The sequence below is a fragment of the Lentzea sp. NPDC051838 genome (genome assembly GCF_040681245.1).
Taxonomy (GTDB): Bacteria; Actinomycetota; Actinomycetes; order Mycobacteriales; family Pseudonocardiaceae; genus Lentzea.
Window position 1 is genome coordinate 58,274 of the sequence record NZ_JBFAYI010000039.1, and the last position, 12,098, is coordinate 70,371.

Consider the following 12,098-nt stretch of genomic DNA (forward strand, 5'->3'; position numbering starts at 1 on the left):
CCGAGCGGGTCTGGTCACGTGTTAACCAGGCCCGCTCGCCACGCCCACGAGGCGATCCCCACCCGGTTCTTCACGTTCAGCTTCGTCTGCACCGACGCGAGGTGCGTCTTCACCGTCGACAGCGACAGGAAGAGCTCCGACGCGATCTCCTGGTTGCTCAGGCCGCGCGCCACCTCTCGCACGACGTCCTGCTCCCGCGCGGTCAGCAGGCCCAGGTCAGGCCGTTCGGCCGGGCGCGAGAAGTGCTCCAGCATCCGCACGGTCACCTGAGGCGAGATCAGCGCGTTGCCCTGCGCCGCCGCCCGCACCGCCTCGACCAGCAGCGCCGGTCCCGCGTCCTTGGTCAGGAAGCCGGAAGCGCCGTTCTCCAGCGCCGTGTGCACGTACTCGTCCAGGTCGAACGTGGTCACCACGACGACCTTGGTCGAGCCGGAGATCTTCTTGGTGACCTCCAGGCCGTCCAGACCGGGCATGCGGATGTCGAGCAACGCCACGTCCGGCTTGAGCTCGCGGACCGCGGTCACGGCCGACACGCCGTCCGGCACGTCCGCGACCACCGTGATGTCCTGCTGCTTCTCCAGGATCATCCGGAAACCGACGCGGACCATCTCCTGGTCGTCGGCGATGAGAACCGAGATCACTTCGTCCCTTTCAGGGGTAGCTCTGCGAGCACCTGCCAGCCGTTCTCCCGCGGCCCCGCGGAGAACAGGCCGCCGAGCAGGTCAACCCGCTCACGCATGCCTACGAGACCGTATCCACCCTGGTTCAGCTCGTGCGGGCGGCCGTCGTCGGCGACGATCACGCGCAGCGCGCCACCGGCCGTGCGGGAGATCTCCACGTCGATCATCGTCGGGCCTTGCGCGTGTTTGTGCACGTTGGTCAGCGACTCCTGGACCAGGCGCAACACCGAGCGGCCGAGCTCCGGCGGCACCTCGTCGGGCAGGTCGATGCGCAGCCTGGTCTCGAAGCCGAGCTCGCGGGTGCGTTCGACGGTCGAGATGACGTCCGCGGCCAGGTCGGTCGTGGCGTCGTCGTGCTCGCCCTGCCGCAGCGTGCCGACCATGCGCCGCATCGCGCCCAGGGCTTCCGTGCCCGAACGGACGATGCCCGGCAGCAGGCGGTGGGCGGCGTGAGGGTCGTCGTCGGAGACCTCCAGCGCGGCCTGAGCCTGCACGAGCATGCCGGTGACGTGGTGGGCGACCACGTCGTGCAGCTCGCGGGCCAGCGCGATGCGTTCTTCCTTCTGCGCGTCGGTGACGGCGGCGGCGATCAGGCGACCGCTCTCGGTGTCGCGCGCGCGGAAGTACAGACCGACGCCGAGGGCGCCGAAGCCCAGGACCAGCGAGCCCAGCAGCTCGTTGTAGTTGCCGCGGGAGAGCCAGTTGTCGCGGACGATCGCGGCGAAGAAGCTGACGGCCATCAGCGAGCCGACCGACCAGGCGGCGGCGCGGCGGGGTTCCTCGCGCACGATCACAGCGGTCAGGACCAGGCAGGCGGCGGTCTCGGCGACGGTCAGCGGACTCAGCAGCGTGGGCAGGTTGACGTTGAACAGCCGGATGACGAACGACGCCACGAAGATCGACGCCACGGTCACGGGGATGGTGAAGGCGCGGGACTTGAACGACGTGACGGCCGCGATGCACGGCGGCACGCTGAGCAGCCACACCAGTGCCTCGGCGCTGCCGGGCCCGTTCATGAGCACCAGCTCGCCGAGCATCAGCAGCGCCAGCCCGGCGGCGATCGGCCATTGACCCCGATGACTGTCCACGGGAGACAACGGTAGGACCATCACACCCCTCTAGCCTCGGTCATCCGGCTGATCCGGTGTGTCGTCAAGGCTGAGGTTTTCCTCGGACGCGCGCGGCACCTTAAGTGGCATGAATTCGGTTCTGGCCGCTCGTGGCCTGGTCAAGACCTACGGCGACGTGCACGCGCTCGCCGGGGTGGACATCGACATCTCCGCCGGTGACGTGCTCGCGGTCGTGGGTCCGTCCGGCTCCGGCAAGACGACACTGCTGCACGTCCTGTCCGGCATCCTGCGCGCCGACGGCGGCGAGGTGTTCCTCGACGGGCGCGCGATCGGTGAACTGAACGAGACAGGACGCAGCGAGCTGCGCAGGACGGCGTTCGGGTTCGTCTTCCAGTCGGGCATGCTCGTCGCCGAGCTCACGGCCGAGGAGAACGCGGCACTGCCGATGCTGCTCGCCGGCGGTTCGCGCGAGGAGTCGCTCGGTGCGGCCCGGCTGTGGCTCTCGCGGCTGGGCCTGCAGGGCATGGAGAAGCGGCGGCCGGGTGAGCTGTCCGGCGGGCAGGCGCAACGGGTCGCGATCGCGCGGGCGTTGGCGCACCGGCCGCGGGTGATCTTCGCGGACGAGCCGACCGGCGCCCTCGACACGCGGACCGGCCAGGAGATGATGACCGCGCTGCTGCAGGCCGCGGAGGAGACCAACGCGGCCGTCGTGATCGTCACGCACGACAAGGCGATCGCGGACCGGGCGTTGCGCGTGGTCGAGATCCAGGACGGGCGCATCGCAGCCAAAATGATCGACTCAGGGGTGTCGGCGTGAGGATCGCTCTCGCGGTGCTGCGCAGGGATCGGCGCAGCCAGATCGCCACCGTGCTGGTCGCGCTGGGCGTGATGATCGCGGTGTCGCTGGTGCTGTGGCTCGTCGCCGCGCCGAACGGCCTGCAGGCGCGGGCGGACCGCACGGCCTGGCGCGAGGTGTTCGGGCAAGCGGACAAGGGCGCGATCTCCGTTGCGGTGAACAAGGACTCGTTCGACGGCAAGCTGATCGAACGGTTCGACGTCGCGCGCAACGAGCAGGGCGACATCCCGGTGGCCAAGGGAATCGCGAAGTTCCCGGAGGCGGGCGAGGTGCTGCTGTCGCCCGCGCTGTCCGACCTCGTGCGCAGCACACCTGCCGAGAAACTCGGGAATCGCTTTCCCGGCAAGCAGATCGGCGAGCTCGGGCAGGACGCGCTGAAGTTCCCCGGTGAGCTCGTCGCGGTCATCGGCCACGACAAGGTCGAGAACGGTTACCCGGCTTCGGGGTTGCTGGGTGGCTCCGGCTCGTACCGCGACGACTACCACGGCATGCTCTACCTGCTCACCCGCGTCGGGCTCGTGGTGCTCGTCGTGCCGTGTCTCGTGCTGGTCGCGTCGGCCGCGCGATTGACTGCAGCGAAACGGGAACGGCGTCTGGCCGCGTTGAGGCTGGCCGGTGCGTCGCCGCGGCAGGTCGTGATCATGACCGCGGTCGAGACGGCCGTCGGCGCGGTTGTCGGCAGCGTGCTGGGCGTGGTGCTCGCGCAGCCGTTCAGCCACATCACCGCGAAGATCCCGTGGGAGGGCGGCACCTGGTATCCGGGTGACTTCGTGCCGTCGGTCCCGGTCGTCGTGGCCGTCGCGGTGCTCGCTCCGGTGCTCGTCATCGGGGCGGCGATCATGGGGCTGCGGCGCGTGGTGCAGAAACCGTTGGCAGCGGAGGAGAAGCGCAAGGTCCGGTCGTGGCGGCTGCTGATGATCGCCGGGGCTCTCGGCGTGTTCTTCCTCGGGATCGTGTACGCGCAGGAGGCCAGCGGCGACAGCCAGTTCACCGTGGTGCTCCTCGGTCTTGGCGCGGTGGCTCTGGCGTTGGTGCTGGCCGGGCCGGTGATGACGGCGTGGGTCGGCAGGTTCTTCGTCTCGCGATGGCACAAGCCGTCGACCCTGCTGGCGGGACGGCGGCTGGCGGGTGACCCGGTGGCGGCGTTCCGCGGTTCCACCGGTGTCGTGATCGCGGTGTTCACCGGCTCGATGGCGCTGACCATGTTGCCGGGCCTGGAAAGTCAGGTGCCGTTCCGCGACTCGACGTGGAACGAGAACGCGATCGTGGCGGAGCAGGTGACGCACGACATCACCCCGTTGCGGCTGCAGACCTCGGCGCCGATCGTCGCGATGCTCGACGGCACGGTCTCGACGGGCAAGAAGGCCGACTACGGCACGTACGTGATCGTCGGCAAGTGCGCTGACGTCGCGAAGGTGCTGAACGGCCTGTCGTGCCGGCCGGGGCCCGCGGTGTACTCGTCAGCGAAGCTGGACGGCGACGAGTTCAAGTCGGGCGGCCCGCACGACGTCGTGACCTCCAAGCTGCCCACGCAGTACGAGACGCGGCCGTTCAGCCCGTCCGGCCGGGTCGGCGTGGTGATCGACCCGGAGCTGCTGCCGGGGGTCGAGGGCAAGACGTCGATGGTCGGCGTGCCCACGACCGCCGAGAACCGGGACGCCGTGCACACGGCGTTGGTCGGAACGCTGCCGGGCGTGCGGCTGGTCGACGGCGAACAGCGCGAGCTCTACGGCGACACGCTGATGGACGACCTGCAACGGGCCACGATCATCGGTCTGTCGATCGCGGCGGTGCTCGGTGGCATCGGCGCGGCGGTGGCCGCAGCCGGTTCGGTGATCGACCGCAGGCGCACTTTCGGTGCGTTGATCGCGGCAGGAACACCAATTCGTGTGCTGGGTCACGCATTGCGCCGCGAGGTAATGCTTCCGGTGTTCGCCGTCACAATCGCGGCGTGTGGTGCGGGCATTGTCGTGGGCCTCGGATTGCTCACTCTCGCGCGTGGACTGGTGGGTCACGGCGAAATGCCGCTCACGCCGTGGGTGCTCGCTCCGGTGGGCGTCGGAATGGTGGTTGCGCTGGTAGCAGCCCTGGCGTGCGGCCCGGTACTACGGGGCATCAGCCCACGGGATTACGCGGCCGAGTAGGTCTCGGCCGGAAGTACGAGGATGAGACTGGCCCTCAGCGCGATGTGCGCTGAGGGCCATTTTCATAACTTGGATTCATGACGAATGCACAGCTCGCGAGCATCCAGTGGGGCCTTTTCCTGTCGGTCGTCTTCCTGCTGCCGCAGCTGTTGTTCCGTCAGCTGACGTTCCGGAGCGCGACCATCACCGTGTACGCGAGCATGCTGTTCTCGGCCACGTTCCTGCCGATGCAGACCGTGCCGCCGCGCCAGGCCGTGCAGCTCGTGCCGTTCCAGTGGATCGCCGACACGTTCCGCGACGGCCAGATCGCCTTCGACCAGATGACGTTGAACGTGCTGCTGTTCGTGCCGCTGGGCGCGATGCTGATGTTCTGGGGCCGTAGGACCGTGGGCCAGGCCGCGTTGATCGGGTACGGCGTCTCGCTGCTGATCGAGGGCTCGCAGCTGATGTGGGCCAACCGGATCTTCGACGTCGACGACCTGATCACCAACACGACCGGTACCGCACTGGGGTGGCTCGGCGCGCTGGCCGCGGTGAAGATCTACGCCCGCGTGAAGGCCGTCCCGGTGCCGCAGCGTTCACTCGCCGGCGTGAGGTAAGTCGCGGGCCCGGTCCCACGGCTCGATCATTGAGGACATGAGCTTCGTCGAAGCGTTCAGCATCCTCGTCGCCGTCGTGGGCCCGCCGAAGATCCTGCTGGCGTTTCTGATGGACACCGAAGGCGCGGACTCGCAGAAGCGCTGGCGGGTCGCTTGGAGCTCCACGGCCATCGCGCTGGGCGTGGGTCTGTTCGTGGTGGCGGCGGGACGGTTGCTGCTCTCCCTGTTCCACATCAGCCAGGGCGCCCTGCTGCTGGCCGCCGGCGTGATTCTCTTCGTGCACGCCCTCGACCTCGTCCTCGGCCGCAAGCAGGAGCCGACCCACGACGTGACCGGCGGCACCCACGAGCTGGCCACCGCGTACTACGCGAACCCGGTGGCACTGGCCTACCTGTTCCTCCTCGCGGACACGAAGGAGGTCCAGGTGACGTTCGTGCTGGCCGGTGCCTTCGCCGCGGTGATCGCGCTCGACCTGGCCGCGATCGCGGTGCTCGGCATCGCGATGCGGTACGTGAAGATGACCTACGCGTGGGTCCTGGTCCGGGTGCTCGGCATCCTGCTCGCGGCACTGGGCGTCGAGCAGATCATCAACGGTCTGGAGGCGCTGAAGGTGCTGGAACCGATCAGCTAGTGCGCCAGCCCAGCTCACCCGCGGTGTTGACCTCGGGGAAGCAGTGGCCGACCGCGCTGCGGTTCTCCAGCGCCGTCGCGACCTGGTCGAACATCTCGACGATCGACGTCCACTCCGGCTTGACCATCTCGTTGCGCTCCTGGTCCCACTCGACCACGCAGCCGCGCAGCACGCCGGGCCTCAGGTCCATCGCGAGCACGTCGCCGGTGCCGTCGAACGCGATCGGCAGCCACTCGGGGTGGAAGCCCGCCGTCGGTGAGCCGGCCTCGGAGGCGTCAGCGGGCTTGCTCGCGTGGGTTTCCCTCAGCACGAACGCCCGATCGGCGCCCAGCGGCGTGTAGAAGGGCGGCAGGATCTCGGCGAAGAGGCCCTCCTCCGTGCCGCCGTAGACGCTCCACCACATCTGGAGATCGATCGGAACCCGAAGCTCCGGCAGCGCGTCGTACCTCGGACGCAGCACGGCGCGGGTGGCCGGAGCGTGCTCCGCCAGCCATGCCAGGATCCGGTTCCAGTGCTCGATCACACCCACTGCTCCATGATCTTGTGCGAACGTCGGGCGAGGTACCGCTCATCGGGGCAGGATCAGGGCGGAACAGGTCACTACTGGGGGAAGAAGCTTTCAGATGGCGGAACAAGGTCTCAAGGTCGACCTCGACGCCCTGACCGGATACGCGTCGGCGGTGGCCGGTCTGGCGAGCGAGGTGGGCGCGGTCGGCACCGGCACGTTGAACGGCACCACAGCACTGCCCGGCGACTGCTTCGGCAAGATCGGCAACGAGGTGGGGCTCAACGCCGCGTTCCAGACCGCCGCGCAGGCGCAGATGGACGCGCTGAAGGCGGCGTCTGCGGGTCTGTCGGGCCTCGGGACCGCCGTCTCCAAGGCCCGTGAGGCGTACATCGCGCAGGAAGAGGCGCACAAGGCGTCGCTCGACAAGGCGGCGCGTGCATGAGCGTCGAAGGGCTTTTGAGCGCGTTCATCGCGCCCATGAAGGAAGACCTGGCGAAGCTGGACGGCGACACCGGTGGCGCCACGCGCGCAGGCGACGCGTTCGGCCGCGCGCAGACGGCCATGACCGACCTGGGGACACGGCACTCGTCGGCGTCGACGGCCGTGCTGAACACGTGGTCCGGCGACAAGGCCAACGCCTTCACCGGCCGCGTCGCCACCTTCGCGTCGGCCACGAACACGTTGTCCTCCAACGCTTCCGTCTTCAAGACCGTGGCGTCGTCCGGCGTTTCCGCGGTGACCGGCGGGCGGACGGCGATCCAGGGCCTCATCGACGAGTTCACCTCGAAGGCGACGCCGAAGCTCGCGGCCGCGATGGCCGCGTCGCTGGTGGCCGGTCCCGGCATCGTGCTGGCGGCGCTGGCGGACCTCGCCGGCATGGCCACCGGCTACCAGGGCAAGACCTCCGCCGAGCTGCAGAAGGTGCGCGACCAGCTCACGCAGCTGATCGGGCAGCTGAACGGGTTGCAGAAGCCCGATCTCGGCGCGCTGGGCAAGCTCGGCGAGCCGCTCGGCGGTGACGAGGGCACGACCTCCACGGCCGGTGCGACCGACACGAAGAAGCAGGAGTCCGCTCCCTCGCACAGCTCCGGCTCCAACGGTGGAGGCGGCGGCTCGGGTGGAGGAGGCGGCGGTGGTGGTGGCGGCGGAGGAGGTGGCGGTGGCGGCGGTTCCGGCCCTCGCCTGCCGGTCGCGATCCCGCCGCAGCCCGGCACCGGCGTCGGCGTGAACCTGCCCGACGGCAGCAGTGCCGAGGCGCCCAACGAGACCGCCGCCAAGGCCGTCCGCAACGCGCTGTCGGCGCTGGGCACCCCGTACGTGTGGGGTGGCGCGAACCCGCCGCAGGGCACCGACTGCTCGGGCCTGACCCAGTGGGCCTACAAGAACGCGGGCTTCGACATCCCGCGCCCGGCGTCCTCGCAGGCGATGGGCGCGTCCGTGCCTGCCGACCAGCTGCTGCCCGGCGACCTCGTCGTGTGGGACGGGCACGTGGCGATGGTGATCGGCAACGGCCAGATGGTCGAGGCCGGCGACCCGGTGCAGGTCGGCAAGATCCGCACGACGAACAGCGGGATGTCGTTCTACGGCTTCTACCGCCCGACGGGCTGAGCGAGCTTGGTCCGGGCGATCTTGAGCGCCGCCCGGACCAGCCCCTTCAAGCACGCGTAGACGAAGGTCGCGTTGTCGTAGTAGTCACGCCACAGCACGACCTTCCCGTCCCGCACCACGAACGTCCCGCACACCCAGAACTCGGCCCGCCACGCCTGGGCCCCGCCCACCCAAGGGGGCCACACCAGCCACACTGTCGACGTTAGCCGCGAAATCGTGACGTCAACCCGCCGCTCGGCGATCTGTGGACAACTCGGGGCCCGGCAGCTGGTTGTCCACAGATCGCCGAGCGGGGCCTTGACAGCACGAATCCGCCAGTAAGTTGCGTCCTAGGACTATGTGGCGGTCTGCCCCCTAGGGAGGGCGGGGCCAAACGCGAGCGAGCACATCCCGAGGATCGCTCATGCACCGACCCTACTGAGCAGCCTCGGCGATCTTCCGCAGCTCCTCGACCTTCACAACCTGACCGCCCGCTCCCCAGGTCCCCTCCGGCTGCTCGTTGATCAGCACCCACACCCGCAGCGCGTCGCTCTCCGCCAGCCCAGCGGCCTCCAGCACCAGCGCGGTCGCCTCCTTGATCAGCCCGGCCTTGCGCCGGTCGGACAGCGCGCCCGCCGGAACCGTCACGTCCACCCGGAACCGCGGCGCGTCGTCCAGCGCGGTCGTCTGCGCGCCCGCGGGCAGCTCGTGCAGGTAGGTCCAGGCGACCGAGCGGAAGAAGTCGTTGTCCGGCGCGCCCTCCCACTTGAGCAGCAGCTCGGCGAGGTCCTTCTGCACGCTCTTGCGGCCCGCGTCGGTCAGCGATCCGGCCGGCGCGGTCAGTTCGATCATCGGCATGGCACGACTCCCCTTATGACGACTGTTATAACCCCAACGGCACGCTATCGTATGACAGTCGTTATAACCAGAGAGGCTCAGGAGATGTCCCGACAGCAGATCGTCGCCGGAGCGGCGGACATGCTCCGGCGCCGCGGCCTCAACGCGACGAGCATCCGGGAGGTCGCGAAGCACGCGGGCACGCCGCTCGGGTCCACGTACCACTACTTCCCCGGCGGCAAGGACCAGCTGGCCGCGGAGGCCGTGCGACTGTCTGCGGACTTCGTCTCGAAGGTGCTCGACCAGCAACTCCGGCAGGGTCCCGCGGAGGGTGTGCGGGCGTTCTTCGAGCTGTGGCGGGAGGTCGTGGCCGGCAACGACTTCAAGGCCGGCTGCCCCGTGGTCGCGGTCGCCGTCGAGGAGGCGGACCACCCCGAGGCGCTCGCCGCGGCCGCCGACGCGTTCCGGGCGTGGTCGGCGCAGCTGGCCGCATCACTGGAGGAACACGGGGTCGAGCCCCAGCGGGCCGCTCAGCTCGCCACGCTGGTCGTCGGGGCCGCCGAGGGCGCCGTGGTGCTGTGCCGGGCGCAGCGGGGCATCGAGCCGCTCGAGGCCATCGCCACCGAACTGACCGCGCTGCTGGCTAGCGCGGTGCGTACATGATCACAGCCACGCCGGCGAGGCACACCAGAGCGCCGATCACGTCGTAACGGTCGGGCCGGAACCCGTCGACGACCATGCCCCAGGCGAGCGACCCCGCCACGAAGACGCCGCCGTACGCCGCGAGGATCCGGCCGAAATGAGCGTCGGGCTGCAGCGTCGCCACGAAGCCGTAGACGCCCAGCGCGATCACCCCGCCGCCTATCCACAGCCAGCCGCGCGACTCCCGCACGCCCTGCCACACGAGCCAGGCGCCGCCGATCTCCATGAGGGCGGCGAGGGCGAACAGCAGGACCGAACGCAGCATCATGCGGCACACTGTCGCAGTAGGGGGTGATCGGGTGGACGACGACGTCGAGCGCGCCGCGAGGAAGGTGCGCGATGTCGAGCAGGCCGTGTCGCAACACGTCGCGCGCAGTGGTCCCATCACGGGACGGGTGTCCTCACCGGACGGTGCCGTGACGGTGGTCGCCACGCCCGGTGGTCCGCCGCAGCAGATCGTGGTGAGCCCGGCCGCGTTGCGGATGGGGCCGCAGGGGCTGGCCGCCGAGATCATGCGCATCGCCGAGAAGGCCCAGCGCAGCGCGTCGTCGCGGTTGCACCACACGTTGGAACGCGTGGTCGACCCGCGCGAGCTGACGGAGCTGGGCTTCGCGCCGGAGCAGGACGAGGACCTCGGGTGGCGGCGGTGAACGAAGAACGCATGCAGGCCACCGAGCAGCTGCAGCAGGATCTCGCGCGCACCGCGGAGACGGTCGAGCACCCGAACGGGTTGTGCATGGTCACGGCGTCCGCGAAGGGCGAGATCAAGGCCCTGCACCTGCACCCGGCGCTGCTGCAACAGGGCGCACGGGCGGTCGGCGAGGTCGTGACCGAGACGGTGCGGCTCGCGACCAACGCGGCCGTGCAGACGAGTTTCAACAGGATGGCACTGGCGCTGGGTGACGGAATGGCGATCGACGTCGAGTCGATCGCGGGCGACTCACCCTTCCGGTCGACGTGGAACCCCGTCGTGCCCCCGAAATCCGCAGCTCCCGAGGCAGCTCAGGAGCGGCGGCCCAGGACGCCCGTCGTCGAGGATCCCGACGAGGACGCGTTCTTCGAGAACCCCTTTGGGCGCCGGTGATCAGCACCGTTAGGCTCGCCCACGGCATCAGGCAGGCGTGACCGGGAGGTCAGGATGGCGCAGGACATCGTCCCCATCGAGCTGGGGCTGACGCAGGGTGACGTCGTCACGCTGTGGGCACCCCGTTGGCGCGAGAAGGGCGAGGAGTGGGAGGCGTTCCTCGGTGACGAGGAGGACCTGTTCGTCTTCCCCGACGCCGCGCACCTCGCCGCCTTCGTCCGCACCGCGGAGGAGCACGACCTGACCGATCACCCAGCGTGGCCGGTTGTGCCGTCGCTGGGCGTCGCGGACCTCTCGCCGGACGACAACCACCAGTTCGACCTCGTCGGCGTGCCCGAGCTGATCGCAGAGGACCCGGACACCTGGACGATCGGCGAGCTCGCCGACGTCATCGCGATCGTGCGCGCTCTTGCGGACGTCTGCGACCTGGAGAAGGTCCACGAGGTGCTCGACAGCGCGGAGGGCTTCTCGCTGCTGCCGCAGGGCACGCTGCCGTTCAGCGGCCGTGACGGCGCGAAGCTGTGGGACGAGCTGTCCGAGGTCGTCTCCGAGAAGTGGGACGAGGTCCTCGACGCGATCGACGGCGTCGTGAACACGCCCGAGGTCCCGGAGAAGCAGCTCGCCGTCGCGCAGGAGGAGCTCGCCGCGCTCGAGGCCGAGACCGCAGCTGCCGCCGCCGTCGAGGCTCCCGACTCGGAGGACTCCGACGAGGACAAGCCCGAGCCCACCGGCTTCTGGGTCGAGGTCGGCATCGACCCCATCAAGATCATCACGTCGGCCGGCGAGTTCTACACGCTGCGCTGCTACCTCGGCGACGACCCGGTGTTCCTGGGCCGCCGCGGCAAGATCGAGGTCTTCACCTCGCAGCGCGCGCTGAGCCGGTTCGTGGCCGAGAACGACGACCACGACCTCGCCGACGTCGAGACGTGGAACGACGTCAAGGTCAAGGCCACCGCGGGTGAGCTCGAGGTCGACGTGGACGACGACAACGTCTACGTGCTGACCGGCATCGCCGAGGACATGGAGGAGGGCCCCGACGCCCTCGACCCGCAGCAGCTCGACCTCGCCGTGGAGCTGTTCGAGGACGCGGGTGACTGGGCTGAGGACGAGTCCGTGAAGGACGCGCTGGCCTCGTCCGAGTCGCTCGGCTGGCTGGTGTCGTTCGTCGTGTCGCCGGACCCGACGCGGCTCGCGCCGTCCGCCCCGTACGACGCCGAGGTGGCCGCGTTCCGCACCCTCCAGGCCTCGTTCGAGGACCGGCTCAACGCCAACTGACCCTTTTCACGATGAACGGCTCTTTCATCCACCTGGTGTTTTAACCAGGGGTGAGTTCCTTGAGACGGGTCGTCGCGTCAGCGGCGGCCCGTCTCTTGTTGTCTGTCGTGGGTTTGTGAGCTGCG

Annotated in this window: 16 protein-coding genes; 10 read left to right on the forward strand and 6 right to left on the reverse strand. The window is 69.5% G+C overall.

Features of this window, described 5'->3' with window-relative positions:
- Positions 1–14: 14 nt before the first annotated feature.
- Positions 15–641, reverse strand: a complete 627-nt coding sequence (locus AB0M24_RS42895) for a response regulator transcription factor (protein WP_363780040.1) — start codon at positions 639–641, stop codon at positions 15–17.
- Positions 638–1,768 (reverse strand): histidine kinase, encoded by a 1,131-nt coding sequence (locus AB0M24_RS42900; RefSeq protein WP_363780042.1) that lies wholly within the window; start codon positions 1,766–1,768, stop codon positions 638–640. The genes AB0M24_RS42895 and AB0M24_RS42900 overlap by 4 nt, the downstream gene beginning before the upstream one ends.
- A gap of 109 nt (positions 1,769–1,877) precedes the next feature.
- On the opposite strand from AB0M24_RS42900, the gene AB0M24_RS42905 reads away from it, so the two are divergent.
- The 4 genes from AB0M24_RS42905 to AB0M24_RS42920 all read left to right on the forward strand — a co-directional run bounded on the left by AB0M24_RS42905 (position 1,878) and on the right by AB0M24_RS42920 (position 5,980).
- Positions 1,878–2,567: an ABC transporter ATP-binding protein gene (locus AB0M24_RS42905; protein WP_363780044.1), complete on the forward strand. Its 690-nt coding sequence runs from the start codon at positions 1,878–1,880 to the stop codon at positions 2,565–2,567.
- Entirely contained in the window at positions 2,564–4,750 is a 2,187-nt protein-coding gene (locus AB0M24_RS42910) for an FtsX-like permease family protein (RefSeq protein WP_363780046.1), read from the forward strand. Before AB0M24_RS42905 ends, AB0M24_RS42910 begins: the two co-directional genes overlap by 4 nt.
- Before the next feature lie 77 nt (positions 4,751–4,827).
- The gene (locus AB0M24_RS42915) at positions 4,828–5,349 is read left to right on the forward strand and encodes a VanZ family protein (protein ID WP_363780048.1); all 522 of its coding nucleotides are present in this window, start codon (positions 4,828–4,830) and stop codon (positions 5,347–5,349) included.
- A gap of 37 nt (positions 5,350–5,386) precedes the next feature.
- Entirely contained in the window at positions 5,387–5,980 is a 594-nt protein-coding gene (locus AB0M24_RS42920) for a MarC family protein (protein ID WP_363780050.1), read from the forward strand.
- Here the strand turns inward: AB0M24_RS42920 and AB0M24_RS42925 are convergent.
- Positions 5,973–6,503 carry an SMI1/KNR4 family protein gene (locus AB0M24_RS42925; RefSeq protein WP_363780052.1) on the reverse strand — a complete coding sequence of 177 codons (531 nt, stop codon included), beginning with the start codon at positions 6,501–6,503 and terminating at the stop codon, positions 5,973–5,975. The genes AB0M24_RS42920 and AB0M24_RS42925 overlap by 8 nt on opposite strands.
- A gap of 100 nt (positions 6,504–6,603) precedes the next feature.
- Between AB0M24_RS42925 and AB0M24_RS42930 the strand changes: the two genes are divergently transcribed.
- Both AB0M24_RS42930 and AB0M24_RS42935 read left to right on the forward strand, forming a co-directional pair.
- Positions 6,604–6,930, forward strand: a complete 327-nt coding sequence (locus AB0M24_RS42930; RefSeq protein ID WP_363780054.1) for a hypothetical protein — start codon at positions 6,604–6,606, stop codon at positions 6,928–6,930.
- Positions 6,927–8,096: a C40 family peptidase gene (locus AB0M24_RS42935; RefSeq protein WP_363780056.1), complete on the forward strand. Its 1,170-nt coding sequence runs from the start codon at positions 6,927–6,929 to the stop codon at positions 8,094–8,096. Before AB0M24_RS42930 ends, AB0M24_RS42935 begins: the two co-directional genes overlap by 4 nt.
- On the opposite strand, the gene AB0M24_RS42940 is transcribed toward AB0M24_RS42935, so the two are convergent.
- Both AB0M24_RS42940 and AB0M24_RS42945 read right to left on the reverse strand, forming a co-directional pair.
- A complete protein-coding gene (locus tag AB0M24_RS42940; RefSeq protein ID WP_363780058.1) occupies positions 8,078–8,281 on the reverse strand; it encodes a limonene-1,2-epoxide hydrolase family protein in 204 nt (67 codons plus the stop codon). The genes AB0M24_RS42935 and AB0M24_RS42940 overlap by 19 nt on opposite strands.
- Positions 8,282–8,510: 229 nt before the next feature.
- Positions 8,511–8,933, reverse strand: a complete 423-nt coding sequence (locus tag AB0M24_RS42945; protein WP_363780060.1) for a tautomerase family protein — start codon at positions 8,931–8,933, stop codon at positions 8,511–8,513.
- 84 nt (positions 8,934–9,017) lie between these two features.
- Between AB0M24_RS42945 and AB0M24_RS42950 the strand changes: the two genes are divergently transcribed.
- Complete coding sequence (locus AB0M24_RS42950) at positions 9,018–9,575, forward strand: TetR/AcrR family transcriptional regulator (protein WP_363780062.1); 558 nt, start codon at positions 9,018–9,020, stop codon at positions 9,573–9,575.
- Here AB0M24_RS42950 and AB0M24_RS42955 read toward each other — a convergent pair.
- On the reverse strand, positions 9,556–9,882 hold the full coding sequence (locus AB0M24_RS42955) for a YnfA family protein (RefSeq protein WP_363780064.1): 327 nt from the start codon (positions 9,880–9,882) through the stop codon (positions 9,556–9,558). The genes AB0M24_RS42950 and AB0M24_RS42955 overlap by 20 nt on opposite strands.
- Positions 9,883–9,913: 31 nt before the next feature.
- Here AB0M24_RS42955 and AB0M24_RS42960 point away from each other — a divergent pair, with 31 nt between their 5' ends.
- Genes AB0M24_RS42960 through AB0M24_RS42970 form a run of 3 tightly spaced genes read left to right on the forward strand, consistent with a single transcriptional unit; the run spans position 9,914 to position 11,973 of the window.
- Positions 9,914–10,264 carry a hypothetical protein gene (locus tag AB0M24_RS42960; protein ID WP_363780066.1) on the forward strand — a complete coding sequence of 117 codons (351 nt, stop codon included), beginning with the start codon at positions 9,914–9,916 and terminating at the stop codon, positions 10,262–10,264.
- Positions 10,261–10,698: a YbaB/EbfC family nucleoid-associated protein gene (locus AB0M24_RS42965; RefSeq protein ID WP_363780068.1), complete on the forward strand. Its 438-nt coding sequence runs from the start codon at positions 10,261–10,263 to the stop codon at positions 10,696–10,698. The genes AB0M24_RS42960 and AB0M24_RS42965 overlap by 4 nt, the downstream gene beginning before the upstream one ends.
- A 54-nt stretch (positions 10,699–10,752) precedes the next feature.
- A complete protein-coding gene (locus AB0M24_RS42970) occupies positions 10,753–11,973 on the forward strand; it encodes a primosomal protein (protein ID WP_363780070.1) in 1,221 nt (406 codons plus the stop codon).
- Positions 11,974–12,098: the final 125 nt, after the last annotated feature.

Bases quoted from the DNA above. Each gene is read 5' to 3' on its own strand.
- AB0M24_RS42935 (WP_363780056.1), top strand. From the start codon at position 6,927: ATGAGCGTCGAAGGGCTTTTGAGCGCGTTCATCGCGCCCATGAAGGAA.
- AB0M24_RS42955 (WP_363780064.1), bottom strand. From the start codon at position 9,882: ATGATGCTGCGTTCGGTCCTGCTGTTCGCCCTCGCCGCCCTCATGGAG.
- AB0M24_RS42945 (WP_363780060.1), bottom strand. From the start codon at position 8,933: ATGCCGATGATCGAACTGACCGCGCCGGCCGGATCGCTGACCGACGCG.
- AB0M24_RS42920 (WP_363780050.1), top strand. From the start codon at position 5,387: ATGAGCTTCGTCGAAGCGTTCAGCATCCTCGTCGCCGTCGTGGGCCCG.
- AB0M24_RS42915 (WP_363780048.1), top strand. From the start codon at position 4,828: ATGACGAATGCACAGCTCGCGAGCATCCAGTGGGGCCTTTTCCTGTCG.
- AB0M24_RS42905 (WP_363780044.1), top strand. From the start codon at position 1,878: ATGAATTCGGTTCTGGCCGCTCGTGGCCTGGTCAAGACCTACGGCGAC.
- AB0M24_RS42970 (WP_363780070.1), top strand. From the start codon at position 10,753: ATGGCGCAGGACATCGTCCCCATCGAGCTGGGGCTGACGCAGGGTGAC.
- AB0M24_RS42950 (WP_363780062.1), top strand. From the start codon at position 9,018: ATGTCCCGACAGCAGATCGTCGCCGGAGCGGCGGACATGCTCCGGCGC.
- AB0M24_RS42930 (WP_363780054.1), top strand. From the start codon at position 6,604: ATGGCGGAACAAGGTCTCAAGGTCGACCTCGACGCCCTGACCGGATAC.